Raw genomic sequence first — 15,989 nt, 5'->3', positions numbered from 1 at the left:
AAAAACATAAAAAGGAAATTAATTAAATAAAAGGAGATGAATAAATTTGAAAAAAATTCTTATTTACATTACTACTATTTTAATAGGTGCTAGTATACCGGTGTATTTTCTATTAATATGGGAACCTCTAAAAAGTGAAGAAGCTATAAGTAGAAATTCTATAGATATGAATACAGAAAATAAAATAGATATGGAAAAGTCAAATGCGAATGAAAAGAATTTGAGTGATGAAAAAGCTCTAGAAGATAAAGAAATAAATAATGATAATGAAAATAATAAAGTTAGTGATGAAAATAAAGTAACTTTAATAAAAAATGGAACTATTAATAATAATTTATTTAATGGATTAGAAAAAACTAAAAGAGAAGAAATAAATAAAATACTTAAAAATTTATCTGTAGTAGACATAATACAAATAAATGAATACTTTTCTAATAGTGAAGATAAAATAAATTTAAAAAATGGAATTTTATTAGTAAAGAAGAGGACATCAAATTCAGAGTATGAAGTCTTTAAAAATATAATGAATGAATATATTAATTTAGAAGAGTTAGAAGTAGAAATATAAAGGTATTCATAAATGTAATGTGAAAATTGATATAGACATAAGGTTATGCATAAATGAAAGGAGAAAATTGAAATTTAATATTATAAAGAAATGATAAGAAAAAAGATATTAGTATTAAATTAAAGAAAATAGAAGAAAAATAGATTATAATAGATATAAATTATCTAAATGCGTAGAAATTACACTTGAAATTAAGATATAATAAATATATACTAATCATTGTCAGTTAAGGCGGCAAGGTTTACTTAACTGATAAATGAATAAATTTTAATGGGGGAGTTCCCGAGTGGCCAAAGGGGGCAGACTGTAAATCTGTTACGTTTCGTTTCGATGGTTCGAATCCGTCCTCCCCCACCATTTTAAAATTTATTTAGTATATAATGTGCTGGCATGGCTCAACGGTAGAGCAGCTGACTTGTAATCAGCAGGTTGTAGGTTCGATTCCTATTGCCAGCTCCATAAAATGGGGGAGTTCCCGAGTGGCCAAAGGGGGCAGACTGTAAATCTGTTACGTTTCGTTTCGATGGTTCGAATCCGTCCTCCCCCACCATTTTATAAATATTTTTTGAAATTTAACGTGGAAGCATAGCTCAGCTGGGAGAGCATCTGCCTTACAAGCAGAGGGTCACAGGTTCGATCCCTGTTGTTTCCACCATTTTGGTATTGAACACTTAATGAAGTAGAGAGTAGTAATAACTGAATTTAGTGTGAAATTCTATCTACTGAAAGAAAAGAAGTAGATGTTTTATTAATTAAATATGCTGGCATGGCTCAACGGTAGAGCAGCTGACTTGTAATCAGCAGGTTGTAGGTTCGATTCCTATTGCCAGCTCCAATATGGGGGAGTTCCCGAGTGGCCAAAGGGGGCAGACTGTAAATCTGTTACGTTTCGTTTCGATGGTTCGAATCCGTCCTCCCCCACCAAAGTTATTATCGGTCAAACACCAATTAATGAAAAGTGTTTGACCGATATTTTTTTATTTGTTAAATAGTGGGACTACCACTTAATAAAATTTAAGTTAATTTATATAAAATTAAGGAGGTTTTTATAAAAAGGTTATCAATATCCATATCAACATTGGCTTTGACATTTTTCTTGTTTACTGGGTGCAGCACATTTGCAGAAGGTGTTAAGGAAGGTTTAGAACAAGTTAAGAGCAATGACATTGAAAGTGTTCAGACGATAAAGTCTGATATTTCTAATATTTCTATGAGCTTCCCAGAATCTTGGAAGGAAGCAACTCTAAATGATGTGGCAACTATTCAAATGAGCCTTGAGGCAAAGGAGCAGTATATGATTGTCATTGAAGAAGATTCAGAGGATTTTGAAGAAGAATTTACTGTTGATGACTATGCTGTAATCATAATGGAAAACATGAAAACAACTGTTGAAGGTGCAGATGTTTCAATGATTAATGAGTCAATAATCGGTAATAATATTTCTGCAAGGCAATTTGAGCTGTCAGGCTCAGTAAATAAAATTAAAGCTAAGTTTTTAATTACATGTATTGAACATGAAGATGTTTTTTATCAATTTACTGCATGGTCTACGCAATCTAAATATGACGAAGCAGAGCCGGTTTTCGAAAATATTCTTAAAAGTATAAATTTCTAAAATAGTAATTTATATAGTAAAATAATATTCGACAAAATAATATAATAAACATGAATAATTTTTAGGTTTTATAGTTGACTATTAGTATTAAAGATGCTATAATCTGAAAAGTAAAATTTGATATTAGTTCTTATCCAGAGAGGCGGAGGGAAAAGGGCCCGATGAAACCCGGCAACCTACTTCATTAAGTTTGAGTGTGGTGCCAATTCCTGCAAAGTAATTTGCAAGATAAGAAAGATTATGATTTTTATTATCTCTTCTTATCGAAGAGATTTTTTTTTATAAATAATTTTAGTTTAGAATTAATATCAAATAAAATGAAAGGAGAAATAAAATGAAAAGATTATTTACATCAGAATCAGTTACAGAAGGACATCCAGATAAAATATGCGACCAAATATCAGATGCAGTATTAGATAGTATTTTAGCTAAAGATCCAACAGCAAGAGTTGCTTGCGAAACTGCAGTTACAACAGGAATGGTACTAGTTATGGGAGAAATATCAACCAATTGTTATGTTGATATCCCTAAATTAGTAAGAGAAACTGTAAGGGAAATAGGATATGATAGAGCTAAGTATGGTTTTGACTGTGATACATGCTCAGTTTTAACATCAATAGATGAGCAATCAGGTGATATAGCTATGGGTGTTGATGAAGCTTTAGAGTCAAAGTCAGGCCAAAAGGACGAAGTTGAAGCAGTTGGTGCTGGGGACCAAGGTATGATGTTTGGTTTTGCAACAAATGAAACTGAAGAATATATGCCATTACCAATAGCTATGGCTCATAGGTTATCAAGAAGATTATCAGAAGTTAGAAAAAATGGTACTTTACCATACTTAAGACCAGATGGAAAAACTCAAGTTACAGTTGAATATGATGATAATAAAGTTGTAAGAATAGATGCAATAGTAATATCAACACAACATGGTGAAGATGTATCTCAAGAACAAATAAGAAAAGATTTAATGGAACATGTGATTAAAGCTGTAGTTCCATCAGAATTGTTAGATGATAATACTAAATATTATATAAATCCAACTGGAAGATTTGTTGTTGGAGGCCCACAAGGAGATAGTGGTTTAACAGGAAGAAAAATAATCGTTGATACATATGGTGGATATGGAAGACACGGTGGTGGAGCATTCTCTGGAAAAGATCCAACTAAGGTTGATAGATCAGCAGCATATGCAGCAAGATGGGTTGCTAAAAACTTAGTTGCAGCTGGAGTTGCTGATAAACTAGAAATTCAACTAGCTTATGCTATTGGTGTAGCTAAACCAGTATCAATAGAAATAGATACATTTGGAACAGGAAAGAAATCAGAAGAAGAAATCATTTCAATAGCTGAAAAGGTATTTGATTTAAGACCAGGAGCTATAATAAGAGATTTAGAATTAAGAAGACCAATATATAAACAAACAGCTGCTTATGGACACTTTGGTAGAAATGATTTAAATTTACCATGGGAACAATTAAATAAGGTAGAAGAAATAAAGAAACTACTTTAGTCAGTGAATAGGTTAAAGTTCACAGTGCACAGTTTTGGATGATTTTCAGCTTAGCTAAAAATCTAAAAATAAAATTAGAGCCTAATTAGAAATACACTAATTAGGCTCTTTGCTTTTCAGATGGGATGAAAAGTTATATTCAGCAGTGAATTGTGTACTGTACACGATGAACTATATTAAGCTGAATGAACTGTTCTTCCACCAACAATTACTTTTTTTATATTTATGTCTTCATCAAATAATACTAGATCAGCATCATATCCTTCTTTAACAAGACCCTTTTTATCTTCAACCTTACAATGTCTAGCAGCATTGAAAGTTGCCATTTTTACAGCTTCGTTCAAAGAAAGGCCAACATTCTGATATACATTTTTAACAGCTTTATCTAAAGTTAATATTGAACCAGCTAAACTTCCGCTTAGAAGTCTTGCAGCACCATCTTTAACAATAACATCTTGACCACCTAACGCATACATACCATCAGGCATAGCACATGCCATCATTGCATCAGTAACCAGTAAAACCTTATCTGTAGTTTTTTGATTATAAGCAATTCTAAGAGATGGATAAGATATATGAATACCATCAGAAATTGTTTCAGTAGTTATCTCACTATCAAATATAGCACCTACAACTCCAGGTTCTCTATGAGCAAATGGTGTCATTGCATTAAATAAATGAGTTGAATGACAGCAACCACATTTAATTCCTTCCATAGCTTCATTATAAGTCGCTTTTGTATGTCCTATAGAACAAACTATTCCCTTTCTTGATAATTCTTTTATTAATTCTTTAGCACCAGGAACTTCAGGAGCGATTGTTATAGATACGACGGCATCTTCAGCATCTCCTACCATAGAATTAAAGTTTTCTATTGTTGGTGGAATTAAGAAGTTAGGGTTTTGAGCACCTATAGCTTTTGGACTAATAAATGGACCTTCAAGATGTGCACCTAAAACGATAGCTCCATCAGTACCATTTTCTTTAGCTTCTTTTATAACAGACATTGATTTTCTTATATCATCTACGGATACAGTCATAGTAGTAGGTGTAAAGGAAGTAGTTCCATGTTTAACTATAGTTTTAGAAATTTCATTAATAGCCTCAAAAGTGCCGTCCATTGTATCATGACCTCCAGCACCATGAATATGAACATCTATAAATCCTGGAGATAAATATAACCCATCTGCATCTATTACTTCACTATCATCTGAAAATTTCGGATTTATTTCTTTAATTTTCCCGTCCTCAATTAAAACAGACCCTTTTTCTATTTTATCAATAAATATTATATTACAATTTTTAATTATCATATTAACACCTCCAAAGTATAATATTAAAAAATTATTTGCTTGAATTTATGTACTGTAGTATATAATTAATTATAACACAAAAATATGATTTCAATTAAATAAATGTATAGTTGTATAGTCTTCATTACAATTTATATATGATATAATTATATAATGAAATCATAAGCATTAAAATATTATCAAAAAAGATTTGGAGAGATAACATGGAATTTCTAAATGGAATAGTAGAATCTATTGTATTCAAAAGTGATGATACAGGATATGTTGTATCAAAAATAAGAGTTGATAAGGACTGTATTAATGCAGTTGGTATCGTTCCTTTTTTGAAAGAAGGGCAAAGTGTTAAATTAAAAGGACAATGGGTTCTTCATAAACAATTTGGGCGCCAATTTAATATAGATGAATATGAGGAAATACTACCTGATTCAATAGATGGAATTAAGAGATATTTAAGTACAGGAATAATCCATGGTATAGGTCCTATAACAGCAAAGAAAATTGTTGATAGATTTAAAGAGGAAACTTTAGATATATTAGAGAACCATATTGAAAGACTACAAGAAATTGAAGGAATCGGGGAAAAAAAGTTCAAGATAATTTATGAATCTTATATGGAGCAAAAAGATTTGAAAGATATAGTAATATACTTTCAAGGACATGGAATGACAACTAATCAATGTATAAAAATATATAAGAAATTTGGGGTTGATTCAAAGGCGATAATTTTAGAAAATCCATATATACTTTCTGATGAAATATCAGGAATAGGCTTTATGACAGCAGATAGAATAGCAAAAAGCCTTGGAGTAGAATTAATATCACCTTTTAGAATACAAAGTGGAATACGGTATATATTAAATCAATTCTCTGCATCCGGAAATACTTATATGCCTAAAGAAAATTTAATAGAAGAAGTAGGTAAGTTATTAAACGTATCTAGTGAATTGGTTGAAGAAAATTTATATAACTTAGTTTTAGAGACTAAAATAAAAATAGAAAAGATAAATGACATAGAATCAGTATTCTCTTTGCCATATTATTACTGTGAGCTGGGGGTTACCAATAAAATAATAACACTAAGTATAGAGAATTTCAGAAATATAAATGCAGATGTAGAATTTGAAATAAAATCATTTGAAAGAAAAAACAATATAAAATTTGCATCTTCTCAAAGGGAAGCAATAGTGGGAGCCTTTGAAAATGGAATAGAAATAATCACAGGGGGACCTGGAACAGGAAAGACCACAATAATAAAAGCAATAATAGAAATATATGAGAATAATGGAATGAAGGTTCTATTAGGTGCACCAACTGGAAGAGCAGCTAAAAGAATGACGGAATCTACTGGAAGAGAAGCTAAAACAATACATAGATTACTTGAAATGGGTGTAAGTGAAGATGAAAATTCGTACTTTGCGAAAGGTGAAGGGGAACCATTAGAAGCTGACGTAGTTATAATAGATGAAGCATCAATGATAGATATAATGCTTATGCATAGCCTACTTAAAGCTATAAAACTTGGAACCAGGTTAATAATAGTAGGTGATGTAGATCAATTACCTTCAGTAGGAGCAGGAAATGTCCTAAAAGATTTGATAGAAAGTAATTTTATAAAGGTTGTAAGGCTTAAAGATATATTTAGACAAGGAGAAGCAAGTTTAATTGTAACTAATGCTCATAAAATAAATAATGGGGAAATGCCATATATAAATAGAAGAGATGGTGATTTTTTCTTTGAGAATAAAGAGGATTTAGAAGAAATATTATTTACTATAATTGACTTAATAAATAGAAGATTACCTAAATTTAATAAGGGATGGGATAAGTATAGAGATATACAAATTTTGACTCCAACTAGAAAGGGAATATTAGGAGTACAAAATTTAAATAATAAATTACAAGAAGTTTTAAACCCTAAATCACCTACAAAAAAAGAAAAAGAATTAAAGGAAGTAATTTTTAGAGAAGGCGATAAAGTTATGCAAACTAAAAATAATTATTCTTTAAAGTGGGTTAGAGTCAATGGAAATGGAGATAATGAAGGTGTAGGTGTATTCAATGGAGATATGGGATTTATACAAAGCATAAATGAAGAAGAAAAAACTATAACCATAGTATTTGATGATGAAAGAAAGGTAGTTTATGACTATATATATTTAGATGAATTAGAATTAGCTTATGCGATAACTATACACAAAAGCCAAGGAAGTGAATTTAAAGTAATTATTACTCCTGCTTTTATGGGGTCACCATTTTTAATGAATAAAAATTTACTATATACTGCTATAACTAGGGCAAAAGAATTAGTTGTAGTTGTTGGTATGCCAAAAGCATTAAAATATATGGTTTCAAATACAAAAGTTATGGAAAGATATTCATCACTTAAAGATAGAATTATAGATATAACAAGTAAAGATGTTTTTATTGAATAAATAAGGAGAGTTATATGTTAGATAAAGGGTTAACAAAAATTAGGGAGTTTAATAACTTTACTTCTAGGATAAATAAATGGTATAACAAACAATCGAAAATACTAACTATAATAACTAATCCATATAATAGTACATTAATATTTATAGACTTAATAGAGCGCGTATTAAAAGAGAATAAGAAGATATTATATATTTGGGGGGGGGATGAACCTAATAAAGATATAGTAGAAATATTAAAAGAAAGAAATCTTAATTTTACTTATTCATATATAGAAGAAAAAGAAGGAAAAGAGGATTTAACATTTTTAAACTTTACAAGTACGAGTAAAATAAAAAAAAATTACGACTTGTGTATATTTGATGACATAAGTACCTATTCAAAAATTTCAAAAGAAGATTTAAGAAAATGTGTAGAAGATTTATATTTATATGGTAATAGAATGATAATATTTTCTATAGAAAAAGTAGTTAATATGGGGAAAAGTATATTTCTTTCAGATTTAAAAAGGTCTAAGCCGTTTGTAGAGCCAAGAATAATCACAACAAGAGTAAAATTAGATGAAGATATACCATATACATTATATGATTATTTAATGTGGTTTAAGAGTAATAATAGAAAGGTTATAATATTTGTTCCAACGGAAGAAAAAATAAATAAATTATATAATTACTATAAAGAAGAGTTAAAGATTAAGGATGTAAGAATAATTAAATTTCTAAAGGGAGATAATTTAAAAGAAATAGAATTAATATATAAATTAAAAAATAAAAGTGTATTTGTAATTACAAACAATATAAGAAGTTATGCTAAAGAGACAAATGATATAGATATAGTAGCATTATTTTCAGATGATATTTTTTATAGTTATAAAAGGATAATATATTTTTGCTCAGATGTAGGGAAAAATACTAAAGGTGATAAAATGGGAGAAGTAATTTTAGTTGCTAAAGAAATATCAAAAGATATGGATTTAGCTAAGGATATGACAAGAGGTTATAATAAAGAAATATGGGAAAAGGGTTTATTAAATTATTAAAAGAATTCCTTAATGAATTTCTAGATATAATATATCCACCAATAAACAAGTGTATATCATGTGGAAGTGAGTTTATAGGACTATGTCCAATATGTAATAAGAAAATAATAAGGGTAAAGGAAAATCATAACATAATATCATATGGTTATTATAGTGGTGTAATGAAAAAATTAATATTAGAATTTAAATATAAAAAAGATTTTATTTGTGGAGATATATTATCAGACTATTTATTTGAATTAATAGAGGAAAATAACATTAAAGCAGATGCTATATTTTTTATTCCAAGTAGTAAAAAATCCTTAAAAGAAAGAGGATTTAATCAATGTGAATTTATGGCAAATAAAATAAGTGATAAATTAAATATACCAGTGTATAAAGATATTACTAAAGTAAAAAATATAAAAGAGCAAAAAACTTTATCAAAAGAAGATAGATTAAAAAATGTACAGGGAGCATTTGGAGTTATAAGTAATAGAAACATAAGGAATAAAAACATAATATTAATAGATGATGTTGTAACTACTGGTGCAACTTTATTGGAGTGCGAAAAATTACTTATAAATAATGGAGCTTGTTCAATAAAAATGTTGACAGTTGCGAAAAGTTATATATAATAATAATGTAAAGCTAGGTCTGTGGATGAAAGTCGATGCCAGTCGCAGGCAAAACGATCCACGTAAGTTTGGAAAAGTTCCTAATGAGCATGGTGCGGTATAGAAGTAAGTCCTACCAAGGAAATTGAGAGGGTTAGTAGTGAGAGGTTAATTCCGAGTAGCAAAAGCTCCAGTAGGCGAGTGTGGGGTCAAAATCCAGGTCAGCTGACTTTACAAAAAATAGCTATTAGTTTTTACTGATGGCTATTTTTTATTTTTTAAATATATAAAAGATAGAGTAAACAGAAGTTATAATGAGTAAAATAAAGTGAATTTTCTGTCAATTAATCTTATTCCCCTTGATTAAAGAAGTTTGAGAATAGTATAATATATATATAACAAAAATTTAATCTATTAAGCTACATATAGCTTATAGAAAGGGGATGAACTTATATGAGAGTTTCAACAATAGCAAAAAATACAACAGTAACACCAGCATTAAAAGAGATGATAGAAAAAAAGCTTTCAAAGGTAAAAAGATACTTTGATCCGGAGGTAGAAGCAAAGGCTACTTTATCAGTACAAAGAAATAAGCAAAAAGTAGAAATAACTATACCGTTTAATGGAATAATATTAAGAGCTGAAGAAGCAACAGAGGATATGTATAAGTCAATAGATTTAGTTGTAGCTAAATTAGAAAGACAAATTAGGAAGCAAAGAACAAAGTTATCAAGAAGAAACAATGAGTCATTAAGATTCCCACAATTAGATGAAGTTGCTTTAAGTGACGAAGTAAAAGAAAATGATGGGGAAGTTGTTAAAGTTAAAAAGTTTAGAGTGAAGCCAATGTCAGCAGATGAGGCAATACTTCAAATGGAATTAGTAGGACATAATTTCTTTGTTTATCAAGATTCAGATGAAAATAAAATATGCGTTGTATATAAGAGAAAAGATGGAGATTATGGTTTATTAGAACCAGATTATATTTAAATTTATGTTAATATTGAATTAAATTAATAAAAGGAAGTGCAATGCACTTCCTTTTTAGTTATAATATTATTAATATTAAGTTATTTCTTGAATTGATTATTAGTAAAATGGTATAATTTTAAAGGAATTTTAATTAATAACTAATAAATAATCCTTAGTAAAACTTATACAAATAAAATAATATGATTAAACTAATAAGAGAAAATAAAATAAAGTGATTGGAAGGAAAATTAGTATGGGATTTTTGGAAAAAGTATTCGGGTCATATAGTGAGAGAGAAGTAAAAAAACTACAAAAAATTGCAGATAAAATAGAAGCATTAGATGAAGAAATGCAAAAATTATCAGATGAAGGACTAAGAGTTAAAACTGATGAATTTAAAGAAAGATTACAAAAGGGAGAATCACTAGATGATTTATTACCAGAAGCTTTTGCGGTATGTAGAGAAGCTGCATGGAGAACTTTAGGAATGAAACATTATAGAGTTCAGCTTATAGGAGGAATGGTTCTTCATCAAGGAAGAATTGCAGAAATGAAAACAGGGGAAGGTAAGACTCTAGTTGCAACACTTCCACTATATTTAAATGCATTGACAGGCGAAGGTGTTCACTTAGTAACAGTTAATGATTACTTAGCAACAAGAGACGTAGAATGGATGGGAAAACTATATAATTTCTTAGGTTTAACTACAGGATGTATAGTTCATGGTTTAACATCAGAGCAAAGAAGAGAAGCATATTCAGCAGATATAACATATGGAACTAATAATGAATTTGGTTTTGATTACTTAAGAGATAATATGGTGATTTATAAGGAAGAAAGGGTTCAAAGAAGATTAAACTTTGCAGTTGTAGACGAAGTTGACTCAATACTTATTGATGAAGCGAGAACACCACTTATAATTTCAGGAGCTGGAGAAAAGTCAACTAAGTTTTATAATGTTGCAGATAATTTCGTAAAGCAATTATTAGCAGAAAAAGACTATACAATTGATGAAAAGGCTAATTCAGTAATGCTAACAGAGGCTGGGGTTGAAAAAGCAGAAAGAGCTTTTGGAATAGATAACTATGCAGATGCAGAACACTTAGAATTACAACACTATATAACTCAAGCATTAAAGGCAAACTACGGAATGAAAATAGATAAGGACTACATGGTAAAGGACGGTCAAGTAATAATAGTTGATGAATTTACAGGTAGACTTATGGAAGGTAGAAGATATTCAGATGGTCTTCACCAAGCTATTGAAGCAAAGGAAGGAGTTAAGATTGAAAGAGAATCTAAAACTCTTGCAACAATAACATTCCAAAATTACTTTAGAATGTATAAAAAGTTATCTGGTATGACAGGTACAGCATTAACAGAGGAAAATGAATTTAGAGAAATCTATGCATTAGATGTTATAGTTGTTCCAACTAATAAACCAGTAGCCAGATTAGATAAGAGTGATTTAATATATAAAAATACTAAAGGAAAGTATAACGCTATTATAGAAGACATAATAGAATCTAATAAAAAGGGTCAACCAGTTTTAGTTGGTACAGTTAGTATAGAAAAGTCAGAGTACTTATCTTCTTTACTTAAGAAAAGAGGAGTTAAGCATCAAGTACTTAATGCTAAGTACCATGAGCAAGAAGCGGAAATAATTTCTCATGCAGGTGAATTAGGCAGTGTAACTATTGCAACTAATATGGCTGGTAGAGGTACTGATATTAAGCTTGGGGAAGGCGTTAAAGAAGTTGGCGGATTAAAGATAATAGGCACAGAAAGACATGAATCAAGAAGAATAGATAACCAATTAAGAGGTAGATCTGGTCGTCAAGGAGATTCAGGGGAATCAGCATTCTATATATCTTTAGAAGATGATTTAATGAGAATATTCGGATCAGAAAAAATCCAAGGATTAATGGACAGATTAGGTTTAGAAGAAGATGAAGCTATTGATCATAAAATGGTAAGTAAGGCTATAGAAAATGCTCAAAAGAAGGTTGAAGGTAATAACTTTGACATAAGAAAGAATCTTATCGGTTATGATGATGTTATGAACATGCAAAGAGAAGTAATTTACAAACAAAGATCTGAAGTTCTAGAAGGAAAAAATCTAAGAGAACAAATTAATCAAATGGTTAATGAATTAGTATCTGATGCTGTCAAAGCTCATTTAGATGGTGTAAATGAAAATATTGAAGAAGAAATAAATAAATTAATAAAATATCTAGAAGATATATGTTTACCACATGGAATAGTGAAAGTTGAAGATTTAGCAGAATTATCTAATGATGAGATGATTAATAAGCTATTAGATGTGTTGATGAAGGTTTATAATGAAAAGGAACAAGAATTTGGTGAAGAACAATTTAGAGAAGTTGAAAGAGTAATACTTCTTAGAGTGGTAGACCAAAAATGGATGGATCATATAGACAATATGGATCATTTAAAACAAGGTATTGGACTTAGAGCATATAAGCAATTAGACCCAATACAAGCATACCAAATGGAAGGTAGTGCTATGTTTGAAGAAATGATAAATGGAATAAAAATAGATACAGTAAAGTTCCTATTCCATATTCAAATTCAAAAACCTGTTGAAAGAGAAAGAGTAGCAGAAGAAACAACAGCAAGCCATGGTGGAGATGATTCAGACGTAAAGAAGAAGCCTGTTAGAAATGAAGCAAAAGTAGGTAGAAATGATTTATGTCCTTGTGGAAGTGGGAAAAAGTATAAAAACTGTTGTGGAAGAGAAGCATAAAATATATATAAATTGTTTTCTATGCCATGATATTATAAAATACTAAATATTTAGATATAAACTAATTCACAATGCACAATGAGCAATTCACAATTAAGGTATAAACTCCAAAGGAGTTTAGAAATATATTTTTCATAATTCAGCTAAGCAGAATTATTCCTTAAATTGTGAATTGTGAACTGTGAATTGTGAATTCTTTATATGATCATCCAAAGTATTATAGAGTTTTTGAGTTATATCTATAGTTAGTTTTTAAAAATAAAAAAGAATAGGGTGATATTATGATAATTAAGTTAGAAGCTGAATTAGGAAAGCTTAATGATATAAAAAAACTATAAAGGAAATGGGGGCTTCTCTTTGACAAGGAAGCACTACAAAAACAATTACAGGAATTAGAACTTCAAATGCAAGAAAGTGGATTTTGGGAAGATATAAAAAGGGCAGAAGAGGTTACTAAAGAAAGCAAGAGAATTAAGGATAAGATAGATAGATTTGAATCCTTATCATCAAGGGTTGAGGATGTTGAAGTTTTATCAGAATTAATAGAAGAAGACCAAGAGTCTATAAATGAAGTTATAAGAGAAATTAGACTTATAGAAAAAGATGTTGAAGAATATAGAATAGAACTTCTCTTATCAGGTGAATATGATAGAAATGATTCAATATTAACATTACACGCAGGTGTCGGTGGAAGTGATGCAAATGATTGGACTGAAATGTTACTAAGAATGTACACTAGATGGTGTGAAAAAAAAGGCTTTAAGGTAGAAACTATTGATTATTTAGAAGGAGATGAAGCTGGGATAAAAAGTGTAACATTAAAGATAAAAGGTGAATTTGCATATGGATACTTAAAGGCTGAAAAGGGAGTTCATAGGTTAGTAAGAATATCTCCATTCAATGCAAATGGTAAAAGACAAACATCTTTTGCATCAGTTGAAGTTCTTCCAGAGCTTACAAAAGATCAAGATATTGAAATAAAAAGTGATGACTTAAAAATTGATACATACAGATCAAGTGGAGCTGGGGGACAGCACGTTAATAAAACAGAATCTGCAATAAGAATAACTCATTTACCAACAGGAATAGTTGTTCAATGTCAAAATGAAAGAAGTCAATTTGCCAATAAAGATACAGCTATGTCTATGCTTAAATCTAAACTTATAGAATTAAAGGAAAGAGCTCATAAAGAGAAAATAGAAGATTTAACTGGAGAATTAAAGGATATGGGATGGGGTAGCCAAATAAGATCTTATGTATTCCATCCATATAATTTAGTAAAGGACCATAGAACAAGTGAAGAGACATCAAATTTAAATGCAGTTATGAATGGAGAAATAGATAATTTCATAACAGCATATTTAAAGAGTAATAACCTATAGCTCTAATAGCAATTAAAAACCATGTAAAAATAGATTTGTTATTTTTACATGGTTTTATAAAATTTATAAGCTAATCTTAATTAAGATACTTTCTTTCTTTTTATATAAGTTATAAAAGGAGAAGATAATAAAAATCCGAACAGTATGGCAAAAGTAAATAAAGAAGATTTACCATGGAAAAATACAGTTAAGGTTCCATAAGCAGATTTATTTATCTTATCTTCAATTACACTGTAAGCACTATCTATAGCATCAGTGCTTATGAATTCTACTTTATCATTAGGAGTATGAATTTTACTCATATCACTATGACAAAAGCTTAATGAATCTATTCCTAAGTTATTGAAACTTGCATGATCACTTGAATCTTCATAAACAACTTTAGTATCCACATTGTTTTTCTTTGCTATTTTTTCAACAGATTTAAGAAGCTCAGAATCCTTATCTTTATATGATGATCCAAGCATTAAAGTAAGAGGATATCCTTTGCTGCCAATCATATCAAAATTAATGACTTCTGCCTCTTTTAGCTTATCAAGATTATTTTCGGCAAAGCTTTTTGAGCCAAGTAATCCAAACTCTTCAGCATTCAATGCTACAAAAATTATATCTCTTTTAGGCTTACCATAACTTGATAAAGTTTTTTGTAGTTCTAATAAAAATGCAGTTCCAGAGGCATTATCCAAAGCTCCATAATAAGTGTTTTTTAAACCATCTACACCTAAATGATCATAATGAGCAGTTAATACAAGAGGAGGCAGTTCACTAGAAGAACCTTTTAAAACGCCGACTATGTTAACAAGTTCTTTTTCACAAGTAGTAAATGGTAAATTTACAGAAACAGTTAGTCCAGAGCGTACAGAATCTAGAATTTTATTATAAGTATTAGTATTTATCAAAACCATCATGTCATAAGCAAAATCACTGATAAAAGAACTTCTAAAAGAAAAATCATTATTAGGAGATACATAAAATAAACAATTTCCTTCGCTAGTTATTACTTCAATAGAATTTGTATAAATATTTACTTTATCCTCCTTAGAAAAACTTAAATTATTGATTCTGAAATTAATCATATCTTCTTTATAATCAACTCCATATTTCAAAGTTTCTACAACATCTTCACCGGAGAAGATTTTAAGATAAGGGGAACTATTATTAGTTATAGGACATAATGTTTTGAAGCTTTCTTTAAAGCTTTCATTAAGTGGAACCAATTTGTTATCTTCAAAGTTTTTTCTTATAATTTCTCCAACTAGTAAATTACCGTTGCTACCAGATAGTCTGCCGCCATAAGTTTCAGAAGAAAATGCAGCAATATTTGCCTTTACATTATCAGCATTAAAAGGTGAGTATGTAAAATTAAAAAATATAGAAACAGATAATAATACTAAACTAGTAATTAATGATAAATAGTAAAATAATTTTTTTTTCATAAATATACCTCAAATAATAATTATATTTAATACTATTACTTAAGATATGATATTATGAAGAAATATTAATTAAACATAGAAAATTAAGCTTTTTTATAAACCAATTCTATGAATCCGTAAATCAGAGAAAATAGAATACAAATATAAATAAATATGTTTATTTGATTTGCAACTATTGAAAAAACTCCACCAACTATTGAAGAAAAGAGTATTATGCAATTTATAAATTTGGATAATCCAGATTTATTAACTATAATTTCTTTAGTAGAAGAAATTAGTATTAATATTAATGTTAAGAAATATAAAACATATTTTAGTGTATTAGAGAACTCTAATAATATAGTATTCATTTAATATTATG

11 protein-coding genes, 6 tRNA genes, 1 pseudogene and 1 riboswitch are annotated in these 15,989 nt (G+C 29.2%); of the genes and pseudogenes, 16 read left to right on the top strand and 2 right to left on the bottom strand.

Annotated features, from left to right (window positions below; genetic code table 11):
* Window positions 1-46: 46 nt before the first annotated feature.
* From A500_RS13005 to metK, 9 genes are all read left to right on the top strand, one after another.
* Complete coding sequence (locus A500_RS13005; RefSeq protein WP_016208037.1) at window positions 47-568, top strand: hypothetical protein; 522 nt, start codon at window positions 47-49, stop codon at window positions 566-568.
* 272 nt (window positions 569-840) lie between these two features.
* A tRNA-Tyr gene (locus A500_RS13000) sits at window positions 841-925 on the top strand.
* Window positions 926-952: 27 nt separating this feature from the next.
* Window positions 953-1,027 (top strand) — tRNA-Thr (locus A500_RS12995).
* A gap of 6 nt (window positions 1,028-1,033) precedes the next feature.
* Window positions 1,034-1,118: transfer RNA gene (locus A500_RS12990), tRNA-Tyr, on the top strand.
* Window positions 1,119-1,147: 29 nt separating this feature from the next.
* Window positions 1,148-1,223: transfer RNA gene (locus A500_RS12985), tRNA-Val, on the top strand.
* A gap of 105 nt (window positions 1,224-1,328) precedes the next feature.
* Window positions 1,329-1,403 (top strand) — tRNA-Thr (locus A500_RS12980).
* A 4-nt stretch (window positions 1,404-1,407) separates the two neighbouring features.
* Window positions 1,408-1,492: transfer RNA gene (locus A500_RS12975), tRNA-Tyr, on the top strand.
* Between the two features lie 154 nt (window positions 1,493-1,646).
* The gene (locus A500_RS12970; protein ID WP_016208036.1) at window positions 1,647-2,183 is read left to right on the top strand and encodes a hypothetical protein; all 537 of its coding nucleotides are present in this window, start codon (window positions 1,647-1,649) and stop codon (window positions 2,181-2,183) included.
* A gap of 127 nt (window positions 2,184-2,310) precedes the next feature.
* Window positions 2,311-2,418, top strand: a riboswitch (SAM riboswitch).
* Between the two features lie 99 nt (window positions 2,419-2,517).
* Window positions 2,518-3,693 (top strand): methionine adenosyltransferase, encoded by a 1,176-nt coding sequence (gene metK, locus A500_RS12965; RefSeq protein WP_016208035.1) that lies wholly within the window; start codon window positions 2,518-2,520, stop codon window positions 3,691-3,693.
* A 176-nt stretch (window positions 3,694-3,869) separates the two neighbouring features.
* Here metK and nagA read toward each other — a convergent pair whose 3' ends face one another.
* Window positions 3,870-5,006 carry an N-acetylglucosamine-6-phosphate deacetylase gene (gene nagA / locus A500_RS12960; protein WP_016208034.1) on the bottom strand — a complete coding sequence of 379 codons (1,137 nt, stop codon included), beginning with the start codon at window positions 5,004-5,006 and terminating at the stop codon, window positions 3,870-3,872.
* Between the two features lie 203 nt (window positions 5,007-5,209).
* On the opposite strand from nagA, the gene recD2 reads away from it, so the two are divergent.
* The 6 genes and pseudogenes from recD2 to prfB all read left to right on the top strand — a co-directional run bounded on the left by recD2 (window position 5,210) and on the right by prfB (window position 14,192).
* Window positions 5,210-7,438, top strand: coding sequence for an SF1B family DNA helicase RecD2 (gene recD2 / locus A500_RS12955; RefSeq protein WP_016208033.1), 2,229 nt, complete (start codon window positions 5,210-5,212; stop codon window positions 7,436-7,438).
* 14 nt (window positions 7,439-7,452) lie between these two features.
* On the top strand, window positions 7,453-8,475 hold the full coding sequence (locus tag A500_RS12950) for a hypothetical protein (RefSeq protein ID WP_016208032.1): 1,023 nt from the start codon (window positions 7,453-7,455) through the stop codon (window positions 8,473-8,475).
* Window positions 8,448-9,092 (top strand): ComF family protein, encoded by a 645-nt coding sequence (locus A500_RS12945; RefSeq protein ID WP_016208031.1) that lies wholly within the window; start codon window positions 8,448-8,450, stop codon window positions 9,090-9,092. Before A500_RS12950 ends, A500_RS12945 begins: the two co-directional genes overlap by 28 nt.
* Window positions 9,093-9,524: 432 nt before the next feature.
* Window positions 9,525-10,061, top strand: a complete 537-nt coding sequence (gene hpf / locus A500_RS12940; RefSeq protein ID WP_016208030.1) for a ribosome hibernation-promoting factor, HPF/YfiA family — start codon at window positions 9,525-9,527, stop codon at window positions 10,059-10,061.
* Between the two features lie 235 nt (window positions 10,062-10,296).
* Window positions 10,297-12,810 carry a preprotein translocase subunit SecA gene (secA, locus tag A500_RS12935; RefSeq protein ID WP_016208029.1) on the top strand — a complete coding sequence of 838 codons (2,514 nt, stop codon included), beginning with the start codon at window positions 10,297-10,299 and terminating at the stop codon, window positions 12,808-12,810.
* A 281-nt stretch (window positions 12,811-13,091) separates the two neighbouring features.
* Window positions 13,092-14,192 (top strand): annotated as a pseudogene (gene prfB, locus A500_RS12930) (peptide chain release factor 2).
* 80 nt (window positions 14,193-14,272) lie between these two features.
* Here the strand turns inward: prfB and A500_RS12925 are convergent.
* The gene (locus A500_RS12925; RefSeq protein ID WP_016208027.1) at window positions 14,273-15,628 is read right to left on the bottom strand and encodes a M28 family metallopeptidase; all 1,356 of its coding nucleotides are present in this window, start codon (window positions 15,626-15,628) and stop codon (window positions 14,273-14,275) included.
* Between the two features lie 213 nt (window positions 15,629-15,841).
* Here A500_RS12925 and A500_RS20460 point away from each other — a divergent pair, with 213 nt between their 5' ends.
* Complete coding sequence (locus A500_RS20460; RefSeq protein WP_157453665.1) at window positions 15,842-15,982, top strand: hypothetical protein; 141 nt, start codon at window positions 15,842-15,844, stop codon at window positions 15,980-15,982.
* The last annotated feature ends 7 nt before the right edge of the window (window positions 15,983-15,989 follow it).

This window comes from Clostridium sartagoforme AAU1 (assembly GCF_000401215.1).
Classification (GTDB): domain Bacteria; phylum Bacillota; class Clostridia; order Clostridiales; family Clostridiaceae; genus Clostridium; species Clostridium sartagoforme.
The sequence above is the reverse complement of the archived record's forward strand: the minus strand, read 5'-3'. Positions and strand labels throughout refer to the sequence as shown.

Bases quoted from the DNA above. Each gene is read 5' to 3' on its own strand.
- metK (WP_016208035.1), top strand. From the start codon at position 2,518: ATGAAAAGATTATTTACATCAGAATCAGTTACAGAAGGACATCCAGAT.
- nagA (WP_016208034.1), bottom strand. From the start codon at position 5,006: ATGATAATTAAAAATTGTAATATAATATTTATTGATAAAATAGAAAAA.
- recD2 (WP_016208033.1), top strand. From the start codon at position 5,210: ATGGAATTTCTAAATGGAATAGTAGAATCTATTGTATTCAAAAGTGAT.
- A500_RS12950 (WP_016208032.1), top strand. From the start codon at position 7,453: ATGTTAGATAAAGGGTTAACAAAAATTAGGGAGTTTAATAACTTTACT.
- A500_RS12945 (WP_016208031.1), top strand. From the start codon at position 8,448: ATGGGAAAAGGGTTTATTAAATTATTAAAAGAATTCCTTAATGAATTT.
- hpf (WP_016208030.1), top strand. From the start codon at position 9,525: ATGAGAGTTTCAACAATAGCAAAAAATACAACAGTAACACCAGCATTA.
- secA (WP_016208029.1), top strand. From the start codon at position 10,297: ATGGGATTTTTGGAAAAAGTATTCGGGTCATATAGTGAGAGAGAAGTA.
- A500_RS12925 (WP_016208027.1), bottom strand. From the start codon at position 15,628: ATGAAAAAAAAATTATTTTACTATTTATCATTAATTACTAGTTTAGTA.
- A500_RS20460 (WP_157453665.1), top strand. From the start codon at position 15,842: ATGCAATTTATAAATTTGGATAATCCAGATTTATTAACTATAATTTCT.